Origin of the sequence: Asaia astilbis JCM 15831 (assembly GCF_000613845.1) — a bacterium.
Lineage (GTDB): Bacteria > Pseudomonadota > Alphaproteobacteria > Acetobacterales > Acetobacteraceae > Asaia > Asaia astilbis.
The window spans coordinates 21,344-45,851 of record NZ_BAJT01000009.1 but is presented as its reverse complement, the minus strand read 5'-3'; the positions used below and the strand labels follow the sequence as shown (position 1 = coordinate 45,851).

The window sequence follows — 24,508 nt, the reverse complement described above, 5'->3', positions numbered from 1 at the left end:
TCTTCTCCTGTTTATCGCGATTGGGTGATTTTACCGCGATTTATCGCGGGAAGATTGAGCTGCCGTGTCATTCGCGTTCGCAGCATGTTTGCTATTCATCGCGATGCGATTGACCACTTCATAGAGAACCAGCCAGTTCGACCCTGCCCTGGGTCTCGGCCAGAACCTCGCCACAATGGCACAGAGCGCGATCATTGCCGTGCCGATAAGCGTTAGATCACTCACGATCTGCTGCGGTATGAAAGGCTGAATGGCGATCAGAAGTTGTTGCCAGTCCAAATCCATAACTTGTTTCCCGTTTCTGATTTTTTGAAGAAAGAGATCGATCAGGCCGTAAACGAAACCCCGTCGACCGGGTGACCGGAGTAAACACCCAGCTCAAGACGTCTGCGCCTCTGCAGACCGGTCATGACAACCTGACGCCCTGAGAGCGTTGCTTTGTCCCATCTCAGAAGTTGCTGACCGGCCTCGGCGTAGAGACCTTTATTGAGCAAGCGTAAAAGCGTCGAACGGCGCATGGCCGAACTGCCTATGTTAAATTGCCAGGAGAGAAGTGCCCCTTCCTGCCACGGCGTGAGCGGCACGGTCACGCATTGGCGCAAGACTGCCCTCAACCCTATGACCGTCTGCCTGAGTAAAAGCAGAGCGCTTTTTTGAGTAAGCGGCTGCGTTTCGGCGGTTACAGCTGTCCCATCAGCCAGAAAACGGTTTCCGCAGCCGATGGTCCAGTAGCCTGCCGGGCAGAGATAAGGAGCCAGACGTAGCCCCTCGACATCATCACGGCTCAGCAGTGCCATGGCGATTTTCAGTGAGTCTTTCATTTCGTTTTTCCGGATGAGCCGTTCGTTCCGACGAAGCTGGAAGATCAAGCCCCGCGCGGCACAGGGCATCGCGCAGGAGGGCGTTCTGGGTTCGCAATTCCCCGATCAGGGCGAGGTTCTGATCCTCGCGCTTTTCAAGTATATCGACGCGCGCATTAAGCCGCTCAAGAGCCGCTTTTTGCGCGTCGATCGTGGCACGCGATCCGGAGGCTCCAAGGCCAATCAGCCAGCGTATGGTAAAAAGAAGCCCCCCAAGAACGGCCACCCACCACGGTTGTGGTTGCAGATTTTCTGGCATGACTCTCTTTTCGTTGATGAACGGGTCGCTTCCAGAGCCCAAAGACACCGGCAGACGCATCGAAAGCCGTGCGTTGTGCCCGATGGAGCTTGACGGGCTGAGAAAACAACCCTGATTTTCTTGGAAGATCTGTGACGCAGGACCCGCATGACGACGCGGAGAGCCCGTGTTCTTAACGTGCCTGATCAGGTCGTTCTGAAGACAGACAAGGGACAGGCCGACAGTCCCGAGACGTCGTTACGTTTGCGGCACGGAGACTTTTCGCCCCCGTCAGGATCGGTACGGTTATCTGTCGCTGCAAGAAGCTGCCTTCAAGCGACCGCCACTCTGGCTGGGACGAGCCACATAGTGAAATCTCAAACGAGTAATCGGTCTCGAATGGATCACGTCGCAACTCAAAAAGAGAAGCGTAAGTGAAACATATCACGAACATGCAAATTAATCAATAATACAAAAAAAACTTCATCGACGAAATACTTCAGATACGGGGGGCGTTCACCAATTATTTCCTCTCCACATCGTTTTCCGGGTTGAGAACTCGAAGATGCCCGACCATTAGTCGTTGGATAGACGCGGTGAAACCACTCCCTGCGATGTCGAAGACAATCATTGGGTCCTCAGGGATGCGTCAAGCGCAGTCACCTGACGCAACTGCTGCGGTTCTCTTACAGCTCAACCAGACGGGCTGCTGGCGCGCGCTGTCTCCTGCGCTTCAACGCGATGAAAGCCCTTCCAATCGGATATGAATACAAAACGCGGGAGCGTCATGCTTCTCGCCAGAATCACAGACCTTTTGTCTCAACAACGGCCTGATCGTGCGATGCTCAACCGACATCACTGGTCTTTGAGAAGCAAGGGTACGCGCGCGACCGAAGAAAGAAGCATAAAATTCGGCTGTCAGGCATTTCATAACGGGGACAGGTGAGGAGGATCAATCACGAAGGATTAGTCTGGACAGCTGATGCTCTTGCACGAAGCAACTGGCGCGCCCTGCTGGATTCGAACCAGCGACCCACAGCTTAGAAGGCTGTTGCTCTATCCAACTGAGCTAAGGGCGCTTACCTCTTGAACCCTGGTGGTGATGGTCGGGGCGCCCGGACTCGAACCGGGGGCCTCTTGTACCCAAAACAAGCGCGCTACCAGGCTGCGCCACGCCCCGAACGCGCGGACCCTACCGCAACTCGCAGCAGGGTGAAAGATGCGCTTTTGAAAAAAGTGAAGAATTATCCGAGGTTACGAGCCAAAGGCGGCACGAAGAGCGGCGCCGTGTCCCAGGGGAACAGCACCCAGGTATCCTGAGCGACTTCCATCACATACTGATCGGTATGGGCTTTCCCGTTCGGCTTGGCGTAGAGGCAGGCAAAATGCGCCTTGGGCAGCACGTCCCGCACGACCTTGGCTGTCTCGCCTGAATCGACCAGATCATCGATGATCAGGAAGCCCTCACCATCACCGGCGGCAACAGGGGATTTCACAACACGCGGCTCTTTCTGATCTTCCGCGCTTTCGCCTGAATAGCTGATGACCGAAATTGATTCGACGAGACGGCAATCCAGCTCACGCGCAATAATTGCCGCCGGAATGAGTCCGCCACGAGTCACAGCAACGATTCCCTTGAAAGGGGCACGCCCCATGAGAGCCGAAGCGAGGGTGCGCGCATCGCGATGCAGCTGATCCCAGGTGACGGTTGCGTAGTTTGTAGCCATCAGAACAGTTTTCCTCCATCTGGCACCCGGCGATCCGGGCAAATCAAAACCAGGTCACCGGACTGATCCGGCATACCAAGCGCCAGTACTTGATTCACAGAGAGTGTGTGCAGCTGCGGATTAACCACAGCACAAACTTGCCTGCCAACCAGCTGCGCCACGTCATAGCGTTTCGCCAGCGTCATTGTGGCACGTCGGACACCCAGATGCGTGCCAAAATCGATCCAGAGAAGCATCTTCTCCCCCTCTTCGCGCGCAGAGGAGATTGTCCCCACGCGGATATCAGGCTGGGCAACATCACGGGTCACGACAGACGACGGCGAGTCGACAACAGGGTCACGGTCTGGATTCATCGCCGGAACCTGCCCTCACAGACCAGAAAATGCAATTGATTGACCCTTGTTCGATGCTGGCTCTGCTTCGCACCCTCTGCTTATAGTGTGGGGCCATGCCAGATCCCACATCGTCAGATGACTCTCGCCCCGTGCTCGATAGCGCTTTGAGCGCTATCCCGAGCCTGCGTCCCTTTCTCGTCGGACGCACCCTCTCAGCTCTCTCCGCTCAGGTTCTGGCTGTTGCCGTTGCCTGGCAGACTTATGCCCTCACCCATAGCGTCGCAGCGCTAGGACTTCTCGGTCTTGCGCAATTCCTGCCCATGCTGGCTCTGGTCTTCATTTCCGGTCATGTTGCCGATCGCTATAATCGCAAGCGTATCGTTCTGATCTGTCAGACCATCGAAGTCGTTATTGCTTCGGCAATGGCGGTAGCCACCTTCACCGGACAATTGGCCCCTTGGGCACTGTACGGACTGGTCGCCTGCTTCGGCGCCTTGCGGTCTTTCGAGGGGCCCTGCCAGCAGACCTTCCTGCCCTCCATCGCAACTCCGGCGCAGTTTCCACGCGCGGCAGCGCTCTCGGCCTCACTCTTTCAGACAGCCTCGATCATCGGCCCCTCACTCGGCGGCCTTCTCTACGGTCTGGGAGCAGATTTCTGCTATCTGACATGCGCGTGCGGCTTCGCGATCGCCTTGTTCTCGACAAATATGCTCAAGCTCAGGCCATTCGGCGGCAGCCGCTCGCCGATGAGCCTCGAATCCCTGTTCGGCGGCATCGCGTTTCTTCGTCGCAGACGCGATTTGCTGGGGGCCATCTCGCTGGATCTTTTCGCCGTGCTGCTGGGCGGCGCCACGGCCATGCTGCCGGTTTACGCCAATGACGTGCTCCATCTTGGACCGATCGGTCTCGGAATCCTGCGCGCATCGCCCGCAATCGGCGCTCTTCTCGGCTCTCTTTATCTCGCGCGCTACCCGCTCAGGGGTCACGCAGGACCCATCATGTTCGCCTCGGTCGGGATTTTCGGAATTGCCACCATCGTGTTCGGGATCTCGCACTCTCTGACCTTGTCGGTGCTTTCACTCGCCGTGCTCGGAGCCGCTGATGTCGTCAGCGTGGTGATTCGCGGCGCCCTGACGCAACTGGCCACACCCGACGGCATGCGCGGCCGCGTTTCGGCCGTAAACATGCTGTTTATCGGCTCAAGCAATCAATTAGGAGAGTTTGAGAGCGGAATGCTGGCAACGGCCATTGGAACGGAAGCTGCCGTTGTGGCAGGCGGCATCGGCACACTGATCGTGGCCGGGCTCTGGATCAGGATGTTCCCAAGCCTCTGGAGACTCGATCGTCTCGATACAATCAAGCCCGATGAAGGATGAACTTTAAGAGGAAAATGCCTGGCTCCCGAAGTAGGACTCGAACCTACGACCCAGCGATTAACAGTCGCTTGCTCTACCAACTGAGCTATTCGGGACCAGCGAGGCACTATCTAGCGAATGCTTTTCATGGGGTAAACCCCCCTTTGTCATTTTTTTTGCACATGGAGTTTTTTCCTGATGGCAGCCCCTTCCCGCCGCCTTCTCCTTATGGGCGCTGGCGGCGTTATTCTGGCTACGGCCCTGCAATCACGACACTTTTTCCACCATCACAAACCGATCGCAACGGATGGCAAAAATCGCCACGTCCGACTTGCCTGGCCCGAACCCGACTACGATCCGCTGCTCTGGCTCTGCCAACAGGGCATTTTCGGTCGCTATGATCTGACAGTCGACATCGTCAAAGTTCCCGGCGGAACCAGCGCTGTTGATGCCGTTATCAGCAACCGTGCTGACGCTGCGCTGAGCCCTCTGCTCGACTGGCTTCCGGTGCTCTACCAGGATGAGGAAAACGAACTCCCTGCACGTCTCGCCTGCGGCGTTCGTGCAGGAAGCTACCGTCTTCTGGTCAGACGCGACCTTCATCTGCACAAGATCGGTAACCTCGCAGGCAGGAAAATCGGTGTCGTCAGTCTGGAAGGCGCGGACAGGCGATTCGTCAGCATCCAGCTCAGACGACGGGGCCTGCATCCGACCGATTCGGTTCATTGGGTCGCCATTCCCGCCGAGGACATGGCCGACGCGCTCCGCGCAGGCGAGCTTGACGCCGTTGCCGTTCATGATCCGATCGGCTGGCGTATCCTTCAGGAAACCAGAGGCATCAGCTGGAACATGCTCGACAGCATGACTGGCGCAGAACGGGAGCGAATCGATCTTACTCTCGGCATCGCAACCGAGGCAGTCGCGCACGACCCCGGTCTCGCAGTCGCACTCAGCGCTGCGCTGCACGACGCGCAACACGAATTTCCGGCGCATCTCGACGAACTGGCACGGCTTTGGGAAGAAGATGGCGATGCGCCGAAAGATGCAAAAGGCATGCTCGACCGGGAAGTCCCGAGCAAAGCCGTGACCGGCCACCCGTTCAGGATTCAGGTCGAGCAATATGTCGATGAGCTCAAACTAATCGGCCTGATGCCTGACGCGGACAAGACAACCGAAATCGCCCATCGTCTTTGCCTCTCTCTCTAATCAGAGAAAGAGGTAGAGTGACTTCTAGGCCAGAAAACGGAGCGTTTAACCGCCCTCAAGCGCCTCGCGAGCGGCGGTCGCGAGCTGGTCCACGCGCTCATTATTGACGTCGCCACTATGACCGCGCACCCAGAGCCAAGTGACGTTGTGCTGTTTTTCTGCCGCCAAAATGCGTTGCCACAGATCGAGGTTTTTGACGGGGTCGCCGGCAGCATTACGCCAGTTCCGGCGTACCCAACCCGTATGCCACCGTGTGATACCGTTCCTCAGATATTCACTGTCGGTATGCAATGTCACCAGACAAGGGCGCTTGAGCGCTTCCAGAGCCTCAGCCGCTGCCGTCAGTTCCATCCGGTTATTCGTCGTGGCGGTCTCACCGCCCGAAATCTCCCGCTCGCGCCCACGAGCACATAACAGAGCGGCCCAACCGCCCGGCCCCGGGTTGGGCTTGCACCCGCCATCGGTCCAGATTTCGACGGAAGGCGCATCTTCAGGAAGCGCCGCTTTACTCTCGCGTGTCGTACCGGTCTCAGACATGGAGGAGTGCCTTTGCCTCGCCTCGCCAGGCGGTCAGACGATTGTAATAGGCGAGCGGATCCTTGCGTGTCACGATCGCGTCCTCGGGGGTGTTGATCCAGTCGTAAAGCCGGGTCAGCAGAAACCTGATCGCTGCTCCTTGCGTCAAAACCGGAAGCGCCCCTATCTCCTCAGGACTTAGCGGGCGAACCGATTGATATCCGCCCATCAGACCCGCGATCAGTGCGGGACACGGCGTCTTCTCATCCGGGAAACACCATGCATTGAGGCAGATCGCCAGATCATAGGCCAGCATATCCGTGCAGGCGAAATAGAAGTCGATCAGGCCTGAAACGCGGCTTCCCTGAAAAAAGACATTGTCGGGGAAAAGGTCGGCATGGATTTGCCCACGGGGCAGATCGCCATCCTGAGGCCAGGCCGCCAGGACGTCCGTGATCGCTTTATCCAGTTCGCCCGTGAGACCTTCTTTCAGCGCATCACCCTCACCGTGACAGCTTTCAAGCAGTGGCCTCCACGAATCCGGGCCGAGCCCGTTTCGCCGCTTCGCCCTGAAATCTTCTCCAAGCAGGTGGAACCTCGCCAGAGACTGACCGAGGCTGAAACAGGCCGAGGCTGTAATTGTTTCAATCGGCCTACCGGGCAGAAACGTTGTGATCGCAGCAGGACGATCCATCAGGCGGCGCAGCGCGATCCGATCACGACCGATAACCGGTGTCGGACATTTCAAGCCTTGTTGCGAGAGATGCTGCATCAGACCGAGAAACCAGGGCAGCTCCTCGGGGCGCACGCGCTTCTCGTAAAGCGTCAGTATCGCGCGTCCCGATTCGGTCTCGATCAGATAATTTGTATTTTCTACGCCTTCGGCAATTCCCTCGACGTGCCTGAGCGCGCCGAGATCGTATTCCGCCAGAAAAGCCTCGAGCTCCTCTGGCGGAATTGCTGTGTAAACCGCCATGGGCTCAGACGAAAACCAGAACGTTCATCATACTCGCGCCGGATTTCAGGCTGGCTCGCCGAGTGGGCTCGGAAGACGGAACGCCACGTTCTCTTTCTTCACGATACGCTCCTCGATTTCGAGCTTGTATCGCGTCGACAGGGCATCGACGATTTCCTGCACCAGCGTCTCCGGTGCGGATGCGCCAGCCGTGATCCCGACGGTCCGAACGCCTTCGAGGACGCTCCAGTCGAGGGCTGCGAGTTTCGGCACAAGCAGGGCGCGCTTGGCGCCCGAGCGTTCTGCAACTTCACGCAGACGCTGCGAGTTCGACGAATTGGGTGAACCGATGACGATGACGAGGTCGCTTTCCGGTGCGATCGCCTTCACTGCTTCCTGACGATTGGTCGTCGCGTAGCAGATATCTTCCTTCTTCGGCCTTCGATCAGGGGGAAGCGCTCGCGCAGGATCGCGACGATCTCGGACGTGTCATCGACCGAGAGCGTCGTCTGCGTGATGAAGGCCAGACGCGACGGGTCAGCAGGCTCGACCGTCCGCGCTTCTTCCGCATCATTGATCAGCGTCACCGCGCCGTTCGGAAGCTGGCCCATCGTGCCGACGACTTCCGGGTGCCCGGCATGTCCGATCATCAGAATGTGGCGTGCATCTGCACCGCCACCGGCAAAGTGACGTTCGGCCTCGCGATGAACTTTCGACACGAGGGGGCATGTCGCATCTAGATAGAGCAGATTGCGACGCTGCGCCTCTGCCGGGACCGATCTAGGCACGCCATGGGCGGAGAACACGACATGACCGTCTGCGGGAACCTCATCGAGCTCCTCGACGAAAATCGCGCCCTGTTCTTCGAGATTTTCGACGACGGTGCGATTATGAACGATCTCATGGCGGACATAAACCGGAGCGCCGTAGCGGCGAAGGGCTTCTTCCACCACGCGAATGGCCCGATCGACGCCAGCGCAAAAGCCACGCGGTCCCGCCAGAAGAACACGAAGCGTTTGTGCCTCGGACTCCTGCTGCGAAGACGCTTGCGGGCGTGAAGTGGTCAAGGTGTCGGGCATGGTGTTCCCCAATCTCACGGCAGGCGGTATATGCGAACAAGCCCCAAGGCAGCACGCATGACGAATGATGCAACGCTTCACGATATGGGCTCGCATAGGGGAGCTACGCAACCCGTCAACAGTATGCAAGCCCGACATTGCATGTTCATTCGGCTTAGTGTCGCCTTCTTACCATACCGGGCCCAGTTTCTGCACCGGTGAAAAGACGAAGAGCCTTGTTCATGACCAGATCCGCCCGCCCCCTTCTTCCCCTCCTCACACTCATCGGTTCGACCGTTGCCCTGACGGGTTGCAACCAGGACGATCAGAGCGCTTTCGCGCCCATCTGCCCTCCGGTGGAAATTCTGAGCCAGGCGGCAGATTTCTACCAATATGACGGACACGGCCTCGATGCGGGCAGCCTCGTCACCCATGCAGGCATGAGCGGCCTGACCGGCAACTGCGAGGCGGGACCCAAAAAGAGCGTGCGCACAAGAATGAGTCTGGCCATCACCGTCGAACGCGGCCCTGCTTCAGACGGAAAGGACATCGTCCTTCCCTACTTCGTCGCCGTTCTCAGAGATGGTAAGATTCTGGAGAAGAAGGAATTCGAGGTTCCCGTTTCCTTCGCTGGCAATCAGTCGACCGTGTCCTTGCGTACACCCGTACGCCTCATCGACGTTCCCGCATCCCCGGATCTGCAGCAGACCAATTATGCGCTAAAAATCGGCTTTCAGCTCGATCACAAGCAACTCGATTACAACCAGACTCATCTGCGCCCGGCCAAATTTGCCGCACACACAAACTAAACAACAGATAGTTAACGTGCTTTTATAAAAACACGTTGTTTTAGAGCTATACTCTCAATACTCTGGAGAACCCTTCTTCTTCGGAACTTCTTCAGATGCGCCCACGTCACGCCCTGCCTGCTCTCTTCCTGCTTGCGGGCGTGACTCCCTGTGCGGGCGAAAAGGCTTTCTCTCAGACTGCTTCCGCGCCACCAACACGTTCCGATTACGTAAAGAAACTGTCCGAACATCCAGTCGATCCGAGCACGTCTGACGAGACGCTGGTCATCAACGGCACGCATCGTCCGGCAATTCAGGATTACCCGCATGCGGGTCCGGTTGGACAGCCCCGTCGCGTCACCCCTCTGCAGAATCGTGCGCCCCGCGGAACGCAGGGAGATTGGGGGGTCTTTACCCGAGGCAACGGCGAATCTGCGGGATTCGGCCCTGTCGGGCGCTATGGCATTGCGCCCTGGGCGGAAGACTGGTCGTTTCTGCGCGATAAAAAACGCCGCGACGATCCGTTCGACCCGCTGAAATTCATTCCGCTCACGCAAAACGGGCGGTGGTGGCTGACCTTCTCTGGCGAAACGCGGCTGCGTAACTGGTACGAAGAAGCCCCTTTCCTTGGCACCAGAGGGACGCCGGGATCAGGGCGCTTTGCGGTCCGCAATCTTTACGGTGCCGATCTGCATCTCGGGGAGCATGTGCGTTTTTTCGGTCAGCTCGTTAACGCCGATGCCGCAGGATGGGGCGGCTATGGCTATAATTCGACCTTCCGAAAGCGTCTCGACCTGCAACAGGGATTCGTCGAGCTGAAGTCAAAACTGGTGGGCGCCAAGACCGGCCTTATCGTCGGTCGGCAGCAATTCCTCGATGCTCCCTCTTACATCCTCTATAATCGTGAAACGCCCAACGTCCCGTTATCGTGGAACGGCATACGCGGCTACGCGATCTGGCCCCGCCTCCGCGCCGATGTATACGATTTTGTCGGCACAAATATCACGTCGAACAAGATGTTTCACAACCGCCCCGACTGGAGCACACGACTACACGGGTTAGACGTCACCTGGGCTCCCCCCTCCTTTTCTGTCGGCAAGGAGCGCGTGTCATCTTTCGTCGATCTGTTTCTGATCGCCTTCCGGGTCGGGGGAACGGCAGCCGCCCTGCCTTACAAGAAGACAACACTGAACGGCACAACAGCGCGGCAGGATTACGGTTTCCGCTGGTATGGCGGAGCGCCGTCTTTCGAATTCTCCGTTGGAGGGCTCTATCAGGGAGGCAGTTTCGAACTGAACAGCACAGGCCGGAACCGCAGCGTCTCGGCCTATGCCTTCAATGCGATTGCAGGCTATCGCCAGACAACCTCGCCCCTCCATCCTTTTCTCGGACTACAGGCAGATCTTTATTCCGGCGGATCGTCACAGCGTAATCAGGGCACCGTTGGCACCTATATTGCTCCCTTCAATCCCCAGACGAACTACCTTGAGACAACGACCTACGTTGCTCCGAGCAATCTGGTGAGCTTTTCACCTGTCATTCGCATCACGCCGCGCAACTGGCTCAGCCTCCAATTCAAAAGCCCCATCCTGTGGCGCGCCTCGACCGATGACGCAGTTTACAGCCCTTCCGGCGCTTATGCCTTCACTTCATTCCGGGGAGGGCTGATCGGGATCGTCCCGCAGGCATCGCTGACCATGCAGCTCAACCGCCATCTGACCTGGACGCAATACGGCGCCCGCTTCATCGGTTCGGACGGTTTGCGGGCGGCCGGTGGCAAGAGTGGCAGCTACTACCAGTCCAGCTTCGTCTTCCGTTTCTAGGCGCTTCGTCGTAGGAGCTGTTCCTTACGCCATCGACACAGAGAGACAGCATGAAGCCGGCGACACGGGAACTGACTATTCGAGGACTTGTTCTCGGCGCGTTGATCACGATCATCTTCACGGCTTCCAATGTCTATCTTGGCCTGAAGATAGGCCTCACTTTTGCCTCCTCCATTCCCGCGACGGTCATTTCGATGGCTGTGCTGAGGGCCTTGGGAGGCAGCACTATCCTCGAAAATAATCTGGTTCAGACCCAGGCCTCTGCCGCGGGCACGCTGAGCTGCGTGTTCGCCACTATTCCCGGGCTTGTGATGATCGGGTTTTGGGGAGGCTTCCCGTTCTGGGAGAGCTTCTTCATCACGCTGCTGGGCGGCGCCACGGGCGTTCTCTTCACAATCCCGCTAAGACGAGCGCTTGTGACGCATAGCGCCCTTCCCTACCCCGAAGGCGTAGCCTGTGCCGAGATTTTGCGTGTCGCATCGCCTGAGGGAAACCAGCAGTCCCTCAGAGCCTTGATCCATGGCAGCCTCATCGCTGCGGGCCTCACGTTCCTGACATCGGGTTTCCGCATCATGAAAGATGGCTGGAGCACGACTTTTTCCGTCGGTCCCTCGATTTTCCGCCTGCAAGGTGCCTATTCTCTCGCCCTGATCGGCACCGGCTATCTGGTTGGCCTTGGCGGCGGCATCGCCATGCTTTTGGGCGTCGTTCTGGGCTGGGGTGTTGCCATACCCTGGCTCTGCACGATCGTTCCCCATCCTTCCGGAGTTGCTGCCGCCAGTTTTGCAACGGGACTCTGGGTGCATAAGATCCGCTTCATGGGAGCAGGCACGATCGCCGTCGCAGCGTGCTGGACCGTTGCCTCCCTGTTGAGCCCCGTCATACGCGGCCTGCGTGAAGCCTTCTCGCAGACGCATCGCGCCAGTCTGGATGACACCGACCGCGATCTGCCTCCGGTCGTGATGAATTTTCTTCTCGTTGCCTTGATCCTCGGGTTGGGCGCCCTTTTCACCGTCTTCCTATGGCCTGTCTCCACTCACGACTTCCTTCTGGTCGTCATGATCGCACTCGGCCTCGCCGCCTGCCTTCTGATCGGCTTTCTGGTTGCGAGCGCCTGCGGATACATGGCCGGTATCATCGGCTCATCCTCCTCGCCGATCTCGGGCATATCGATCATCAGCGTCGTCGCACTCTGTGCGGCCATGCTCGGTCTTGAGGCTCTGCATCTGGTTCCGGATGCACTTTCAGCCCACGAGCAGCACGGTGCCATCGCCTTTATTCTCTTTGTCTTGACTGCGTTGACCGGGTCAGCCGCGATATCGAACGATAATCTGCAGGACCTCAAGACCGGCCAGCTCGTCGGCGCCACGCCCTGGAAGCAGGAAATTGTTCTCCTGATCGGCTGCGTCATCGGCGCTTTTGTCATCCCGCCGGTTCTCAACGTGCTTTATCAGGCTTACGGATTTGCAGGCGCTTTACCGCGTCCTAATATGGATCCCTCACGCGCGCTGGCGGCCCCTCAGCCTGCACTGATGGTCGATATCGCGCATGGCATTCTGCTTCATAATCTTGACTGGACGATGATCCTGATCGGCGTCGGCATCGGATGCGCCCTGATCCTGATCGACCGTCTTCTCAAGATCAGAGGGCTGGCCCTGCCTCCTCTGGCCGTCGGCATGGGTATTTATCTTCCGGCCGATGTCTCGGTCACAATTGCTTTTGGCGCTGTCATTGCCTGGTTCTTCGACCGCAACCGACGTGAGTCAAAGCAGAGCGATGACAGCACCGGCACGATGATCGCATCTGGCTTCATTGTAGGAGAAAGCCTGATTGGCGTTGTCATCGCTGTGCTGAGTGGCGTGACAGGTCATAGCAACCTCCTGGCTCTCCCTTTGAACGCAGGAGCGCAAGCCTGATCGGTCCAATCCTGTTTGCCGCATGCCTGATCTGGTTTGCCCGGGAGCTGGCCAGACTTAAAAAACTGGCCTGAGACCAATCAAAAGGCTCGCGCTTCATACAAAAAAGGCCGCTCGAACCAGAAGGTCGCTCGGCCTTTTTTTGACTGTGATTTGCTGACTACAGGGAGAGACAGACTCTTTTCAAAGACTGGTCTCCCACCCTTAAAATCACTCTTTCCACCAGCGAACCGGTTCCGGCTCCCCTGAGGTGACCGTCTCTTCTCTGACGCGCGGTGGACGTCCACGCCCTCGGGTCTTACGCTCTGGTGTAGGCTCGCCACTCTCCAGCTCTACCTTGGGCTTGCGCAGCTCGGCTTCCTCACGCAGGCGTGAGATTACCCCCTGTGCTTCCAATAAAGACCTTTCAACCTCGGCATACTTCTTCTTGATCTCAGTCGCATGCAGTTTTTCATGCACTAAATGCGTCTCGAGTGTTCGCAACTGTACTTGAACATCGTTAAGATCACGTTGCGCATCCTCTGCGCGCCGCTGCTCGACCTTGAGAAGATTCCGAAGTCTCGAGACCTCTTCAGCATGATCGTCCGAGATGATGGGAGCGGCACGAAGGCTGGCGCGAGAAAGCTGATGATGCTCAACGACCACCTGCCCTTCCTGCACGAAGCGCCGACGCTTCTGGTCCGGATGAGCCTTCTGGTGATTTGTCGGGGTGGGCCTTCTGTGGTTCTTGCCGCCCAGGCGCTCCAACGCAAGACGCAGAGAATCTTCGCTGAGCTCTCCCTCAGGACTGCCATCCTTGTTAAAAAAATCCGAGTCGATGCCCACTTTACTTCTTTCGATCTAGGGAAATCTTTGGGTGCTGAGAGCCTGTTCCGCTCACTTCACATCGCAACGAAAATGTTTGGCTCTGGCTTGTCTTGCCGATCTAGTCAGAAAGACAGTTATCGCTAAGCCAGAGACTTGACGTGTCCGGGCACGACTTCTTCGAGTGTTGCACCGGGAATGACGATTGCTATCGAGGCCGTAAGGCTCAGAGCCCTGCTCCTAAACGATAAATTCACGCATGTCACCTTAACATCAGCAAATAGGAATAGAATAACCTTCGTATTTTCTACTTAAATTCGATAATAAAATATTCTGTGAATTTTAATTTAGACTTTCTTTATTCATTTTACAAAGGGTGCCGACTCTTGCCACCATAGTTCATTTATCGAATAAAGCGTAGCAGCAAAATAATACGTAAAGAAACGAATTCATGCTGATACACCCCTTATTTCCGCGATATCACAGAAATTTGTAGTGCTGAGATCGTTCATTTCGATCCGGTAGTATTGTTTGTTCATAACTGATCCAAACGGCGGATTGTCTGCCTGCGCCATGTCGAAAGCTGGGGCAGACGCTACCCGCTGAAGGCCCCAATTTCTCTGGTGTCTTCAGGCTTTCTGGCGGTTCCACAGGATATCGGACCGCCCATCATCATTCATATGACGCGCCAGAACGAAAAAGTAATCGCTCAGCCGATTCAGAAATACGACGGCGGGCGCCAGTCGCGCCAGATCGAGCGCGACCAGGCGGCGCTCAGCCCGTCTGGCAACGACCCGGGCCATATGAGCCAAGTTGCTCCCTCGGAACCTCCTGGCAGCACGAAACTTTTCAGAGGCGCCTGAGGTTCACGAATCTGCTCGACCAGCCTTCCAGCCAGAGCACCGCTGCCTGAAGCTGCCCTTGCTCGTCCTGCCGATCGGGAATGCAGAGGATCGCCCCCATGTCGAAGAGGATATTCTGGATCCGAGCCAGCTCCTCCCGATTCGCGCAATGAAGCCTGACCAATCCCAGAACAGCGTTAAGCTCGTCGACGCACCCGATCGCCTCAATGAGAGGATCGTCTTTGCGGATGCGGGCTCCGTCTCCAAGGGATGTAACACCGAGATCACCCCCCCGGGTCACAATTTTGTCCAGACGTACACTCATGGAACCAGACTCACCGCTTCTGCCCTCTACTGTGCTTACGCGTGCTCAGATGCGGCAACCAGCTATAGGCGGACGAGATTCTGCTCTGATCCAGCTTCTGAAGGGCTGTCGCGGCGCTTTTCAGGTCGCCATCCTTCAAAGTTGCAGACGCCGAAACCGTCGCCTTTTCATTTGCCTGGGCCTCATCTCGCAGAGCGGTCACATAAGCCGTGTCGAAACGCGGGCCGTGAAGCTTAGAGAGGCGTTCAATAGTCGCTTGGTCGCGTGCGAGCGGCGCATCCGTCAAAGCCAGATCGTGCTTCCCAGCCAGCGTTGCCAGCGTTGCGCGATGGGCCTCGTAATCCTTGACTGAGGACAGCGCCAGATCTTTCACCTCGGCAGCGCGCGCATGATCGGCGGCAAGTTTCCCAAGCGCAACCTGAGTCAGATCATGCTCATTTGCCTGCTGCAGAAACGCCGCATCGCCCGTCGTGAAGGGCGCAGCCTGTGCAGGCAAAGGCGGCAGACGCGGATAATCCGGTGTGCAGGCGCAAAGCGGCAATGCCGCCAGCGCGATCCAGAGACCTGTTTTCATGGTTTCCAACCTTCTCTTCTTGATGTCATCAGACGCGCCTATACTGCCCGCAATCGAGGTCTGAACCCTTCTGGAATGAAAGTGTTCCCCAATGACACCATCGCAACGGATGATTTTCGGCTTTTGCGGCATCGCAGGCTGTCTCGGCGTCATGCTGGCTGCACTAGGGGCCCATCTGCCTGACACGGCTTTCATTCCCGGGGGACGCCCCATGCTGTCTCGCGCCGTCGAGATGCTGATGTGGCATGTCATTGCCTTGCTCGCGCTCGGCGTGAGTGGTGCTGCCCCCCTGCGCTGGATCGCGTTGCCTATGGCGTCAGGGACCGTCCTTTTCGTTGGCTCTGTTGTCTCACTCGCCCTTCAGGGACCGAACGTCGCCTTTCTGGCACCGATAGGAGGCATGCTGACCATGGCGGCCTGGCTCGGCCTGACGGTGATGGCGGTCTTCGCTCAACGCCGGATGCGGGCGGCGAAGTAAACAAAGGCGCCCTGCACTGCGAGGGCAGCAACGAAACAGCACAGCATGATCCCGATCAGAATAAGCTGTTCACGTCCGAGACTGGTCTCGATGCCAAGGAGAGAATAAAGGGTCTGCCACGCATTCGTGCCGGCGATCCACTGCGCGCCGTGACTGAGAAAAGGCACGAAGCGAATCAGGCAGGCGAAAACGAGCGTCAGCCCGACAAGCCCGATCGTCCGGACCAGCGTTGCCGTTACCGAAATCTCTTTTGCTGCCCCCTGCGGAACATCTCGTTGTTTCATCATCAACTTCCTCAAGCCCTTGTATTCCCTGACAGGACGAAACATTTCATAGTCAGGTAGAATTTCAACCAGCCCACCCTGTTTCTTCCCACTGCTCTGAAAGGCCTGTTCCGTGCTGAAACGCAAATTTGGCGTCCTGACCTCCCTCGTCCTCGGCCTCTCGGCAGTTGCTCCGGCCTCGTCCAGCCTTCTTGGCGGCACGGCCTTTGCAGAAGAGAACCCTCCCTCACCGCCGAAGATCGACAGCTCTGTGCAGATCACCCCGCAAAAGATGTCTACCCGGACATCGCTCTTGCCAAGACACAGGTTGAGGAAGCTTTTGCCACGGCAGCGCGCACCAAGCGTAAAGTGCTGATCGATTTTGGTGGAAACTGGTGCCCCGATTGCAGAATGCTGGCCGGGCTTTTCAATCAGCCGGAAGTCGCGCAGTGGCTCGAATCCCAGTTTGTCGTGGTGCCGGTCAATGTCGGGCGCATCGACAAAAATCTCGATATTGCGCAGCAATTCGGTGTGACAATCCATGAAGTCCCGACAGTTCTGATCGTCACGGCCGGACGTAAACTTTTGAATGCCGATGGGACCAACACGTTGGGTAATGCACGGGCCATGTCCTCGCAATCCGTGCTGGATCTGCTGGACAAATGGAACCACCGCAACTGAGCGACCATGAGATGGCCCCACTCACGTGAGTGGGGCCATCATGATTACATCATCAGCATCTGCTCGGCTTCATCGACAATTTCTGCCAGAGCATCATCTTCGAACGGCACAGTCAGCCCCGCATTTCGCACGAGTGCACTGAAAGCCTGGTTTCCCCCTGCCTCACACAGACCGCGATAGAGCTCGAGCGCGCGCGGCGCATCGACCTGGGCGATAAGCCAGATCTGCAAGGCGACGCACAGAGCCAGCGTATAATCGATATAATAAAACGGTGAGCAATAGATGTGGCGTTGGGCCTGCCACCGTCCGCCTTTGGCCGGATAGGCCAGATCATCCCAGTCACGCCAGGGAGATAATGCTGCTCGAGGCGCTGCCACGTTGCATGGCGTTCCTCTGGGCTCATATCGGGCTTGGCATAGATCTCATGCTGAAAGTGATCCACGCACGCCCCATAGGGCAGAAAGCTCAGGCTTTCGATCAGATGCAACCGCCGATAGCGTTCTCCTGCGCCTTCTTCCACCAACAAATCGATCTCGGGCCATGTAAGAAACTCGAGTCCCATTGAGTGGATCTCGGCGGCTTCCATGGTCGGCCAGAGTGTATCGATGGAGGGAAGCTCGCGGCTTTTCCAGTTCTGGAAAGCATGGCCCATCTCATGCGTGAACACACCGATATCGCCATGAGTGCCGTTGAAATTGGCAAAAATAAATGGTGTGCCCTGCGTCGAGAAAGACGTGCAGAAACCGCCCCCTGCCTTGCCGGGGCGGTTTTTCAGATCCAGATAATTTTTCTCGACCATTTCAGAGAAGAAGGCCGCCATTTCACCCGTGTCATCAAGACGCGTGAACATCTCTCTTGCGCGTACGATCATCAGATCATAGTCGCCAGCAGGCCCCGGGTTGCCCTTGGGGTCGACCAGCGCCTCGTCCCATGACTTGAGACTCTCCCATCCCATCTCGAACTGACGACGCTGCAACAGCGCCTGCACCAGAGGCGTCACATGGGCCGCGATGCGCTCGCGAAAGCGCGCCACATCCTGAGCCGTATAGTCAGTCCGACGCATGCGCCGATATCCAAGCTCGATATAGGACTCAAAGCCGAGTGTCCGCGCCATCTCTGTACGCAGCTTCACGAGATCGGCGAAGATACGGTCGAGCTGAGCGCCATGCTCTTCATAAAAGCCCCAGCGCGCGATCTCAGCCTCATGACGCGTTGCGCGATCCGGATCCTGCTGGAAAGGCTCCAGCCCCGAAAGATTATATCGCTCGCCACGGAACGGGATTTCGGCTGAGGCAAGAAGCGCCGTGTATTCCGCAGAGAGACGGGATTCGTCGGCCAGCATGGACTCGATACGCCCGTCGAACGTGGTAATATCGGCATCCCATAAAGCCAGAACATGGTCATCGAGATGATGAGCTGTCTCTTCTCGTCGCTCCAGAAGACGTCTTTTGACCTGCGTCTCGAGATTGATGGCGTAAGGGGTCAGTTGGTCGGCGTAGTCGCGCGCCTCTACATGATCGGCGTTGCGCGTGTCCTGCGAAAAGCGCAGCTCGACGAGCGCAGACCACGACTCATAACTCCGACGTTGGGCGTCAAAAAGGGTAAGCGCGTGCGGGAGATCGCCGGCGTCAAGCGCCTCGCTAATCGCAGCGTAAGCCTGATCGAGCGACTCACGTGTCGGCCGAGGAAAATCCAGTGTCTCGAATTTGGGAAAAGATGTAGCCATGCCCCTATGGTCGCATCCCGTCCCGGCTTCGTCCAGTCAGTGCAATCCGTCGAGAAACCGGCGGATCCGCGCGCAGGCCTCGACCAGAAGCGCATCCGATGCCGCAACCGACAGGCGAATATGTCCCGTCTGACCGAAGGCACTGCCGGGCACGACGCTCACATGAGCCTCCTCCAGCACAGCTTCGGCAAAGGCAATGTCATCGACAATCAGACGTCCGCCCGCACTGGTTTTACCGAACGACGCAGCTACCCCGGGGAAGGCATAAAAAGCTCCCTCAGGCATCGCACAGGTCACATGAGGCATGGCGCGTAAAGCCGACACCACGAGATCACGTCGGCTCTGATAGACGTCACGCATCGCACGTCGCGCCGCATCCGGTGTTCCAAGCGCTGCCACGGCTCCAGCCTGAGCCAGAGTGCAGATACCCGACGTCGCGTTGCTCTGGATGCTCGTCATGGCTTTGATCAGCGGAGCTGGGCCCCCACAGAACCCCACGCGCCATCCAGTCATGGCATAGGCCTTGGCCATGCCATTGATGGTCAGGATGCGGTCTTTCAGATCCGGCGCGATGGCGGCCAGAGAGACGTGACGCCGACCGTCAAAGGTCAGATGTTCATAAATCTCGTCAGCCATCACCAGAACATGGGGCGCAGCGCGCAGCACGTCTGCAATGGCTTCAAGATCCTCGCGCTCCATGATGGCGCCGCTCGGATTATTCGGAAAATTCATGACAAGCCAGCGCGTGCGCGGCGTAATCGCCTCCTGAAGTGCTTTGGCCCGGAGCCGAAACCGATCTTCTTCACGACAGATCACCGGAACAGAGACGCCCCCCATCATCTGCGCGATGATGGGATAGCTCACCCAATAGGGGGCCGGCACGATGACTTCGTCTCCGGGATCGATGGTTGCAGCGAAGGCATTATAGATAAGCTGCTTGCCGCCATTGGCGATCAGAATTTCTTCTGGCGCGTAAGTCAGTCCATTTTCATCGAGGAACTTCTTCGCGACGGCAGCCTTGAGCGCGGGCTGTCCTCCGACCGGCGGATATTTGGTATCGCCTCGCAACCCGGCCTGATAGGCCGCTTCGACTGCCTCGGGCGGTGAGGGAAAATCGGGCTCGCCCAGAGCGAGTGAGATGACATCGATACCTTGGGCCTTCAGGGCCCGGGCTTTCGCCGACATTGCAATCGTTGCGGGCTGGGGCAGACCCTGAAGACGCTGTGCCAGACGAAAGCTCATGATGATGGTCTCAGCTCAAAGAGGCACAGAAACGCTGGATGCGCGTGCAGGCCTCGCGAAGGCTCTCTGTGTCGGTCGCGTAAGAAATGCGGAAATAGCCCGGCGTCAGGAAGGCGCTGCCATGCACGGCGGCAACACCTGTTTCTTCGAGCAATTCGGTCACGAAAATCTCGTCATTCTCGATTACCTTGCCGGAAGACGTCTTTTTGCCAATGAGCCCCGCAATGGACGGGAAGACGTAGAATGCGCCTTCAGGACGGGTGCAGGTTAGACCCGGTGCCTGAGCCAGCATGGCAAGAACCAGATCGCGGCGCTCCTGATAGACCGACACCATCCCACCAATAAAATCCTGCTTGCCTGTCACGGCCTCAAGTGCCGCAGCCTGAGCGATCGAGCTGGCATTGCTCGTGCTCTGCCCCTGCAACTTGATCAGCGCCTTGGTCAGCTCAACTGGCGCGGCAGAAAAGCCGATGCGCCAGCCGGTCATGGCATAGGCTTTGGAAACACCATTCATGGTGACGACGCGATCGCGCAGTCTCGGCTCGACCTGAACCAGCGTCTTGCTGACCAGACCGTCATAGACCAGCTTGGCGTAGATATCGTCGGTCAGCACCCAGACACGAGGATGATCGAGCAGCACATCGCAGAGCGCGCGCAGATCGGCGTCCGAATAGACCGCGCCCGTCGGGTTACACGGCGAGTTCAGGACCAGCCATTTTGTCTTCGGAGTAATAGCGGCGCGCAGAGCATCCGCATCCAGACGGAAGCCATTTTCAGGTCTGGTCTGCACAATGACCGGCGTCCCATCGGCCAGCGCCACGATATCGGGATAGGAAACCCAGGCCGGAGCCGGAATGACGACTTCATCACCCGCGTCCAGAGTTGCGGTAAACACGTCATAAATGACCTGCTTGCCGCCGGTCGACACCACAATTTCTTCTGCCTTGTAATCAAGGCCGAAATCCTGGTTCAGCCAGTTCGCCACGGCTTTGCGCAGCGCCGGTGTTCCTGCGACGTCAGTGTAACGTGTTTCACCACGCGCGATCGCTGCGCAGGCGGCCTGTTTGACGTTTTCAGGCGTCTCGAAATCAGGCTCGCCGGCCGAGAGGCTGATAATGTCCCGCCCCGCTTCTTTCAGGGCCCGCGCTTTTTGCGAGATCGCGATCGTCTGGCTGGGAGAAATCCGGTTAAGCCGGGCAGCGATCAGGGACATGGTTTCCTCCGGCTGGCTCTACGCCAGCTTCTGCATTTCTTGAAGAACCGCCGCACCCATCGCTTCGGTGCCAACGCGGTTCATACCTTCAGACATGATATCAGCTGTTCGCAATCCGCTGGAAAGCACATTTGAGACAGCTTGCTCGATCAGACGGGCATCGTCCTCGCGGTTGAGCGAATAGCGAAGCAGCATGGCAAAAGACAGGATCTGTGCCAACGGATTGGCGATGCCCTGCCCTGCAATGTCAGGAGCCGAACCATGAATCGGCTCATACAGCGCATGACGCTTGCCACTCTCCTGCACCGGTCCGAGCGTGGCCGAGGGTAGCATGCCCAAAGAACCCGTCAGCATCGAAGCAAGATCCGAAAGCAGATCGCCGAACAGATTGCCGGTCACGATCACATCGAATTGCTTCGGGTTGCGCACGAGCTGCATGGCGCAGTTATCGGCCAGCATATGGCTCAGCTTGACGTCGGAGTACTCGCGCTCATGCAATGCCGTCACAACCTGCTTCCAGAGCAGGCCGCTCTCCATCACATTGCACTTCTCCACCGAGCAGACATGGTTGTCGCGCAGGCGGGCCAACTCGAAGGCCACGCGTGCTACGCGCTCTATTTCCGACGTGGTATAGACTTCGGTATTGATTCCGCGCTGCGAGCCATCGGCCAGCGTCTCGATGCCGCGAGGCTCACCGAAATAGATGCCGCCAACCGTCTCGCGCACGATCATGATATCGAGCCCGGCCACCAGCTCTGCCTTCAGCGAAGACGCATTGACCAGCGGCTCGAAGACCTGAGCAGGGCGAAGATTAGCGAAAAGCTCCAGCTCCTGACGCAAGCCAAGAATAGCTGCCTCGGGACGCTTGTCGAAAGAGACATGGCTCCATTTCGGATCGCCGACCGAGCCGAACAGAACGGCATCCGCCTCTTTGGCCAGATCGACCACTTCGGGACGGAGCGGTACGCCATGCGCTTCGAGCGAGGCGCCGCCCACCAGTTCTTCGGTCAGCTCGAGCGTGAGGCCTCTTGCCTCACCGAGCCAGCGCGCGATCTTGACAACTTCGCGCATGACTTCGGGACCGATCCCGTCGCCGGGAAGAACGAGTAGCTTGGTGGCCTGGCTCACGAAACGGTCTCCATCACGATGGTGGGGCGCCAGGATTCGTCTCGCTGACGCTTCTGCTCGAAGGACTGGATCGCGCTGTCATGCTGGAGCGTCTGACCAATGTCATCGAGCCCTTCGATCAGCATGTGCTTGCGGAAACTATCGACTTCGAAAGGAAGGGTGCTGCCATCGGGGCGCTGCACGACCTGATTTTCCAGATCGATGGTGATGCGGGCATTCGCCCCCATCTGCGCATCTTCCATAAGCGTCTCGCAGATCTCGCGCGGCAGGCGGATCGGCAGGATGCCATTCTTGAAGCAGTTATTGAAAAAGATATCCGCAAAGCTCGGCGCGATGACGCAGCGTATCCCGAAATCGAGCAGTGCCCAGGGCGCATGCTCACGAGACGAGCCACAACCAAGGTTCTCGAAAGTGATCAGGATCTCTGCCTTGCGGAAAGGCTCCTTGTTCAGCACGAAATCCGGCTTTTCCGACCCATCCTCGTTATAGCGCTGGGCTGCGAAGGCATTCTTGCCGAGACCGCTGCGCTGAATGGTTTTTAGAAAACGCGCCGGAATGATCTGATCGGTGTCGATATTCTCGACAGGCAGAGGGGCAGCAATCGCCGTGAGCGTCGTAAACTTATCCATCATGCCATCTCCCGCACATCGACAAAGCAGCCCGATACCGCCGCCGCCGCCGCCATGGCGGGGGAGCAGAGATGGGTGCGGCCACCGGGGCCCTGACGCCCTTCGAAATTGCGGTTCGACGTCGAGGCGCAACGCTGGCCCGAGGTGAGCTTGTCAGGGTTCATCCCGAGACACATCGAGCATCCGGCCTCACGCCATTCGAACCCTGCCTCACGGAAAATCAGATCGAGCCCTTCAGCTTCGGCCGCAGCTTTGACATTACCGGAACCGGGTACCACCATGGCGCGCACACCGGGGGCAACATGACGTCCCTTGGCGACAGCCGCTGCAGCCCGCAGATCTTCGATGCGGCTATTCGTGCAAGATCCGATAAAGGCCACGTCGATCTTCGTACCTGCGATCTTCTGACCGGCTTCAAGCCCCATGTAATCGAGCATGCGCTGAACCTGACGCGCCCGCGCCGGATCGTTGCAGCTCGCAGGGTCAGGCACAACGCCATCGATCCCGATCACATCCTCAGGGCTCGTTCCCCAGGTCAGGTTGGGTTTGATGTCGGCAGCATCGAGCGTGACCTCGGTGTCGAAGACGGCGTCGCTATCCGACACCAGCGTGCGCCAATAGGCACAGGCCTTGTCAAAATCCTCGCCCTTGGGCGCAAAGCGTCGACCTTCGACATAGGCGAAAGTCGTCTCATCAGGCGCCACCAGCCCTGCACGGGCGCCCGCCTCGATCGACATGTTGCAGAGCGTCATACGCCCGGCCATGTCGAGAGCGCGAATGGCGTCTCCGGCAAATTCCATCACATGACCGGTGCCACCTGCCGTGCCGATCTTGCCGATGATGGCCAGCATGATGTCTTTTGCAGTCACACCCGGGCCGACATGCCCCGAAACCGTGATCCGCATATTTTTCGCAGGCTTTTGCAGCAGGGTCTGTGTCGCCATGACATGCTCGACCTCTGACGTCCCGATACCGAAGGCCAGAGCCCCCATCGCACCATGGGTCGAGGTATGGCTGTCACCGCAGACAATCGTCATGCCAGGCAGGGAGATGCCCTGCTCGGGGCCGACGACATGCACGATGCCCTGGTCTTTCGACCGCAGCTTGAAATAGGGCACGCCGAATTCGGCGACATTCTTTTCCAGAGTCTCGATCTGGAGCCGGGATTCCGGCTCCTCGATCGGCAGCGAGCGGTCCGAGGTCGGCACGTTGTGATCGACCACGGCAACCGTCGCATCCGCACGGCGCAGACGACGCCCGGACATCCTCAGGCCTTCGAAAGCCTGAGGGCTTGTCACCTCATGGAGAAGGTGACGGTCTATGTAGAGAATGCAGGTGCCATCCGGGAGGCGTTCGACCACATGGTCATCCCAGATTTTATCGAACAGGGTTCGGGCCACCACACTCTCCTTTGTCATAAACCGGACTGGACTATCCTGATTTAGGAAGCCGTCTTCACCACGTCACGGGGACGCTCGGCAATACGAGCCGACTTACCGCTACGCTCACGCAGATAGTACAGCTTTGCACGACGCACCTTGCCGCGACGGACAACGGTGATTTCGGCGATGCTGGGCGAGTACAGCGGGAAGATACGCTCGACGCCTTCACCGTTGGAGATCTTGCGAACCGTGAAGTTGCTGTTCAGCCCCTTGTTGGAACGGGCAATCACAACGCCTTCGTAAGCCTGGACGCGCTCACGCGTGCCTTCGACAACGCGCACGCCAACGCGCACGGTGTCACCGGCCTGGAATTCGGGAACCGGACGGACGGCTACCAGACGCTCGATCTCGCGCGCCTCATACTGCTGGACAATGTTCATGTTA

Annotated in this window: 23 protein-coding genes, 3 tRNA genes and 4 pseudogenes; 8 read left to right on the top strand and 22 right to left on the bottom strand. The window is 58.0% G+C overall.

What is annotated here, in order from left to right:
* Positions 1-30: 30 nt before the first annotated feature.
* The 7 genes from JCM15831_RS07990 to JCM15831_RS07950 all read right to left on the bottom strand — a co-directional run bounded on the left by JCM15831_RS07990 (position 31) and on the right by JCM15831_RS07950 (position 3,178).
* Positions 31-285, bottom strand: a complete 255-nt coding sequence (locus JCM15831_RS07990; RefSeq protein ID WP_025823889.1) for a hypothetical protein — start codon at positions 283-285, stop codon at positions 31-33.
* 41 nt (positions 286-326) lie between these two features.
* Positions 327-821: a lysozyme gene (locus tag JCM15831_RS07985; protein WP_025823888.1), complete on the bottom strand. Its 495-nt coding sequence runs from the start codon at positions 819-821 to the stop codon at positions 327-329.
* Positions 778-1,119 carry a hypothetical protein gene (locus JCM15831_RS21460; RefSeq protein ID WP_156938794.1) on the bottom strand — a complete coding sequence of 114 codons (342 nt, stop codon included), beginning with the start codon at positions 1,117-1,119 and terminating at the stop codon, positions 778-780. Before JCM15831_RS21460 ends, JCM15831_RS07985 begins: the two co-directional genes overlap by 44 nt.
* Before the next feature lie 981 nt (positions 1,120-2,100).
* A tRNA-Arg gene (locus tag JCM15831_RS07965) sits at positions 2,101-2,177 on the bottom strand.
* Between the two features lie 24 nt (positions 2,178-2,201).
* Positions 2,202-2,278: transfer RNA gene (locus JCM15831_RS07960), tRNA-Pro, on the bottom strand.
* Between the two features lie 64 nt (positions 2,279-2,342).
* Positions 2,343-2,825 (bottom strand): xanthine phosphoribosyltransferase, encoded by a 483-nt coding sequence (gpt, locus tag JCM15831_RS07955; protein WP_025823885.1) that lies wholly within the window; start codon positions 2,823-2,825, stop codon positions 2,343-2,345.
* The gene (locus tag JCM15831_RS07950) at positions 2,825-3,178 is read right to left on the bottom strand and encodes a hypothetical protein (RefSeq protein WP_025823884.1); all 354 of its coding nucleotides are present in this window, start codon (positions 3,176-3,178) and stop codon (positions 2,825-2,827) included. Before JCM15831_RS07950 ends, gpt begins: the two co-directional genes overlap by 1 nt.
* Positions 3,179-3,273: 95 nt before the next feature.
* On the opposite strand from JCM15831_RS07950, the gene JCM15831_RS07945 reads away from it, so the two are divergent.
* Entirely contained in the window at positions 3,274-4,536 is a 1,263-nt protein-coding gene (locus JCM15831_RS07945) for an MFS transporter (RefSeq protein WP_051528391.1), read from the top strand.
* 19 nt (positions 4,537-4,555) lie between these two features.
* Here JCM15831_RS07945 and JCM15831_RS07940 read toward each other — a convergent pair.
* Positions 4,556-4,631, bottom strand: a tRNA-Asn gene (locus JCM15831_RS07940).
* A gap of 82 nt (positions 4,632-4,713) precedes the next feature.
* On the opposite strand from JCM15831_RS07940, the gene JCM15831_RS07935 reads away from it, so the two are divergent.
* Positions 4,714-5,721, top strand: coding sequence for an ABC transporter substrate-binding protein (locus tag JCM15831_RS07935; RefSeq protein WP_035774076.1), 1,008 nt, complete (start codon positions 4,714-4,716; stop codon positions 5,719-5,721).
* A gap of 45 nt (positions 5,722-5,766) precedes the next feature.
* On the opposite strand, the gene rnhA is transcribed toward JCM15831_RS07935, so the two are convergent.
* The 3 genes and pseudogenes from rnhA to ispH all read right to left on the bottom strand — a co-directional run bounded on the left by rnhA (position 5,767) and on the right by ispH (position 8,271).
* Positions 5,767-6,258, bottom strand: a complete 492-nt coding sequence (gene rnhA, locus JCM15831_RS07930) for a ribonuclease HI (RefSeq protein ID WP_025823881.1) — start codon at positions 6,256-6,258, stop codon at positions 5,767-5,769.
* Positions 6,251-7,213, bottom strand: coding sequence for a homoserine kinase (gene thrB / locus JCM15831_RS07925; protein ID WP_025823880.1), 963 nt, complete (start codon positions 7,211-7,213; stop codon positions 6,251-6,253). The genes rnhA and thrB overlap by 8 nt, the downstream gene beginning before the upstream one ends.
* A gap of 45 nt (positions 7,214-7,258) precedes the next feature.
* A pseudogene (ispH, locus tag JCM15831_RS17570) lies at positions 7,259-8,271 on the bottom strand (4-hydroxy-3-methylbut-2-enyl diphosphate reductase).
* 221 nt (positions 8,272-8,492) lie between these two features.
* On the opposite strand from ispH, the gene JCM15831_RS07915 reads away from it, so the two are divergent.
* From JCM15831_RS07915 to JCM15831_RS17565, 3 genes and pseudogenes are all read left to right on the top strand, one after another.
* Complete coding sequence (locus JCM15831_RS07915) at positions 8,493-9,059, top strand: hypothetical protein (RefSeq protein WP_025823879.1); 567 nt, start codon at positions 8,493-8,495, stop codon at positions 9,057-9,059.
* A gap of 95 nt (positions 9,060-9,154) precedes the next feature.
* Positions 9,155-10,861, top strand: a complete 1,707-nt coding sequence (locus JCM15831_RS07910) for an alginate export family protein (RefSeq protein WP_025823878.1) — start codon at positions 9,155-9,157, stop codon at positions 10,859-10,861.
* A 50-nt stretch (positions 10,862-10,911) separates the two neighbouring features.
* A pseudogene (locus JCM15831_RS17565) lies at positions 10,912-12,851 on the top strand (OPT family oligopeptide transporter).
* A gap of 136 nt (positions 12,852-12,987) precedes the next feature.
* Here JCM15831_RS17565 and JCM15831_RS20165 read toward each other — a convergent pair.
* The 3 genes and pseudogenes from JCM15831_RS20165 to JCM15831_RS17550 form a co-directional block, all read right to left on the bottom strand.
* A complete protein-coding gene (locus JCM15831_RS20165; protein ID WP_025823877.1) occupies positions 12,988-13,602 on the bottom strand; it encodes a hypothetical protein in 615 nt (204 codons plus the stop codon).
* 608 nt (positions 13,603-14,210) lie between these two features.
* Positions 14,211-14,748 (bottom strand): annotated as a pseudogene (locus JCM15831_RS21890) (cob(I)yrinic acid a,c-diamide adenosyltransferase).
* A 10-nt stretch (positions 14,749-14,758) separates the two neighbouring features.
* Complete coding sequence (locus JCM15831_RS17550; protein WP_198024274.1) at positions 14,759-15,322, bottom strand: DUF4142 domain-containing protein; 564 nt, start codon at positions 15,320-15,322, stop codon at positions 14,759-14,761.
* Between the two features lie 91 nt (positions 15,323-15,413).
* On the opposite strand from JCM15831_RS17550, the gene JCM15831_RS07885 reads away from it, so the two are divergent.
* Positions 15,414-15,800 carry a DUF423 domain-containing protein gene (locus JCM15831_RS07885; RefSeq protein WP_084490623.1) on the top strand — a complete coding sequence of 129 codons (387 nt, stop codon included), beginning with the start codon at positions 15,414-15,416 and terminating at the stop codon, positions 15,798-15,800.
* Here JCM15831_RS07885 and JCM15831_RS17545 read toward each other — a convergent pair.
* Positions 15,773-16,087 carry a hypothetical protein gene (locus JCM15831_RS17545; protein ID WP_051528404.1) on the bottom strand — a complete coding sequence of 105 codons (315 nt, stop codon included), beginning with the start codon at positions 16,085-16,087 and terminating at the stop codon, positions 15,773-15,775. The genes JCM15831_RS07885 and JCM15831_RS17545 overlap by 28 nt on opposite strands.
* A gap of 109 nt (positions 16,088-16,196) precedes the next feature.
* Between JCM15831_RS17545 and JCM15831_RS22610 the strand changes: the two genes are divergently transcribed.
* Both JCM15831_RS22610 and JCM15831_RS22605 read left to right on the top strand, forming a co-directional pair.
* Positions 16,197-16,439, top strand: coding sequence for a hypothetical protein (locus JCM15831_RS22610; protein ID WP_232228059.1), 243 nt, complete (start codon positions 16,197-16,199; stop codon positions 16,437-16,439).
* Positions 16,433-16,744 (top strand): thioredoxin family protein, encoded by a 312-nt coding sequence (locus JCM15831_RS22605; RefSeq protein WP_025823873.1) that lies wholly within the window; start codon positions 16,433-16,435, stop codon positions 16,742-16,744. Before JCM15831_RS22610 ends, JCM15831_RS22605 begins: the two co-directional genes overlap by 7 nt.
* Positions 16,745-16,788: 44 nt before the next feature.
* Here JCM15831_RS22605 and JCM15831_RS17540 read toward each other — a convergent pair.
* The 7 genes and pseudogenes from JCM15831_RS17540 to rplS all read right to left on the bottom strand — a co-directional run bounded on the left by JCM15831_RS17540 (position 16,789) and on the right by rplS (position 24,504).
* A pseudogene (locus tag JCM15831_RS17540) lies at positions 16,789-18,470 on the bottom strand (M3 family oligoendopeptidase).
* Positions 18,471-18,506: 36 nt separating this feature from the next.
* A complete protein-coding gene (locus JCM15831_RS07865) occupies positions 18,507-19,712 on the bottom strand; it encodes a pyridoxal phosphate-dependent aminotransferase (RefSeq protein ID WP_025823872.1) in 1,206 nt (401 codons plus the stop codon).
* Between the two features lie 10 nt (positions 19,713-19,722).
* A complete protein-coding gene (locus JCM15831_RS07860) occupies positions 19,723-20,925 on the bottom strand; it encodes a pyridoxal phosphate-dependent aminotransferase (protein WP_025823871.1) in 1,203 nt (400 codons plus the stop codon).
* 18 nt (positions 20,926-20,943) lie between these two features.
* Entirely contained in the window at positions 20,944-22,053 is a 1,110-nt protein-coding gene (gene leuB / locus JCM15831_RS07855; protein WP_025823870.1) for a 3-isopropylmalate dehydrogenase, read from the bottom strand.
* Positions 22,050-22,682: a 3-isopropylmalate dehydratase small subunit gene (gene leuD, locus JCM15831_RS07850; protein WP_025823869.1), complete on the bottom strand. Its 633-nt coding sequence runs from the start codon at positions 22,680-22,682 to the stop codon at positions 22,050-22,052. The genes leuB and leuD overlap by 4 nt, the downstream gene beginning before the upstream one ends.
* Entirely contained in the window at positions 22,682-24,085 is a 1,404-nt protein-coding gene (leuC, locus tag JCM15831_RS07845; RefSeq protein ID WP_025823868.1) for a 3-isopropylmalate dehydratase large subunit, read from the bottom strand. Before leuC ends, leuD begins: the two co-directional genes overlap by 1 nt.
* Before the next feature lie 38 nt (positions 24,086-24,123).
* A complete protein-coding gene (rplS, locus tag JCM15831_RS07840) occupies positions 24,124-24,504 on the bottom strand; it encodes a 50S ribosomal protein L19 (RefSeq protein ID WP_025823867.1) in 381 nt (126 codons plus the stop codon).
* Between the last annotated feature and the right edge of the window lie 4 nt (positions 24,505-24,508).

What these genes read in the sequence shown, in the direction of transcription:
- JCM15831_RS07950 (WP_025823884.1), bottom strand. Translation starts at nt 3,178, where the DNA reads ATGAATCCAGACCGTGACCCTGTTGTCGACTCGCCGTCGTCTGTCGTG.
- JCM15831_RS17545 (WP_051528404.1), bottom strand. Translation starts at nt 16,087, where the DNA reads ATGATGAAACAACGAGATGTTCCGCAGGGGGCAGCAAAAGAGATTTCG.
- JCM15831_RS07860 (WP_025823871.1), bottom strand. Translation starts at nt 20,925, where the DNA reads ATGTCCCTGATCGCTGCCCGGCTTAACCGGATTTCTCCCAGCCAGACG.
- JCM15831_RS07885 (WP_084490623.1), top strand. Translation starts at nt 15,414, where the DNA reads ATGACACCATCGCAACGGATGATTTTCGGCTTTTGCGGCATCGCAGGC.
- JCM15831_RS07910 (WP_025823878.1), top strand. Translation starts at nt 9,155, where the DNA reads ATGCGCCCACGTCACGCCCTGCCTGCTCTCTTCCTGCTTGCGGGCGTG.
- JCM15831_RS07985 (WP_025823888.1), bottom strand. Translation starts at nt 821, where the DNA reads ATGAAAGACTCACTGAAAATCGCCATGGCACTGCTGAGCCGTGATGAT.
- JCM15831_RS17550 (WP_198024274.1), bottom strand. Translation starts at nt 15,322, where the DNA reads ATGAAAACAGGTCTCTGGATCGCGCTGGCGGCATTGCCGCTTTGCGCC.
- JCM15831_RS07990 (WP_025823889.1), bottom strand. Translation starts at nt 285, where the DNA reads ATGGATTTGGACTGGCAACAACTTCTGATCGCCATTCAGCCTTTCATA.
- JCM15831_RS07935 (WP_035774076.1), top strand. Translation starts at nt 4,714, where the DNA reads ATGGCAGCCCCTTCCCGCCGCCTTCTCCTTATGGGCGCTGGCGGCGTT.
- thrB (WP_025823880.1), bottom strand. Translation starts at nt 7,213, where the DNA reads ATGGCGGTTTACACAGCAATTCCGCCAGAGGAGCTCGAGGCTTTTCTG.
- JCM15831_RS21460 (WP_156938794.1), bottom strand. Translation starts at nt 1,119, where the DNA reads ATGCCAGAAAATCTGCAACCACAACCGTGGTGGGTGGCCGTTCTTGGG.
- rnhA (WP_025823881.1), bottom strand. Translation starts at nt 6,258, where the DNA reads ATGTCTGAGACCGGTACGACACGCGAGAGTAAAGCGGCGCTTCCTGAA.
- JCM15831_RS07945 (WP_051528391.1), top strand. Translation starts at nt 3,274, where the DNA reads ATGCCAGATCCCACATCGTCAGATGACTCTCGCCCCGTGCTCGATAGC.
- JCM15831_RS07865 (WP_025823872.1), bottom strand. Translation starts at nt 19,712, where the DNA reads ATGAGCTTTCGTCTGGCACAGCGTCTTCAGGGTCTGCCCCAGCCCGCA.
- rplS (WP_025823867.1), bottom strand. Translation starts at nt 24,504, where the DNA reads ATGAACATTGTCCAGCAGTATGAGGCGCGCGAGATCGAGCGTCTGGTA.
- leuD (WP_025823869.1), bottom strand. Translation starts at nt 22,682, where the DNA reads ATGGATAAGTTTACGACGCTCACGGCGATTGCTGCCCCTCTGCCTGTC.
- JCM15831_RS07915 (WP_025823879.1), top strand. Translation starts at nt 8,493, where the DNA reads ATGACCAGATCCGCCCGCCCCCTTCTTCCCCTCCTCACACTCATCGGT.
- gpt (WP_025823885.1), bottom strand. Translation starts at nt 2,825, where the DNA reads ATGGCTACAAACTACGCAACCGTCACCTGGGATCAGCTGCATCGCGAT.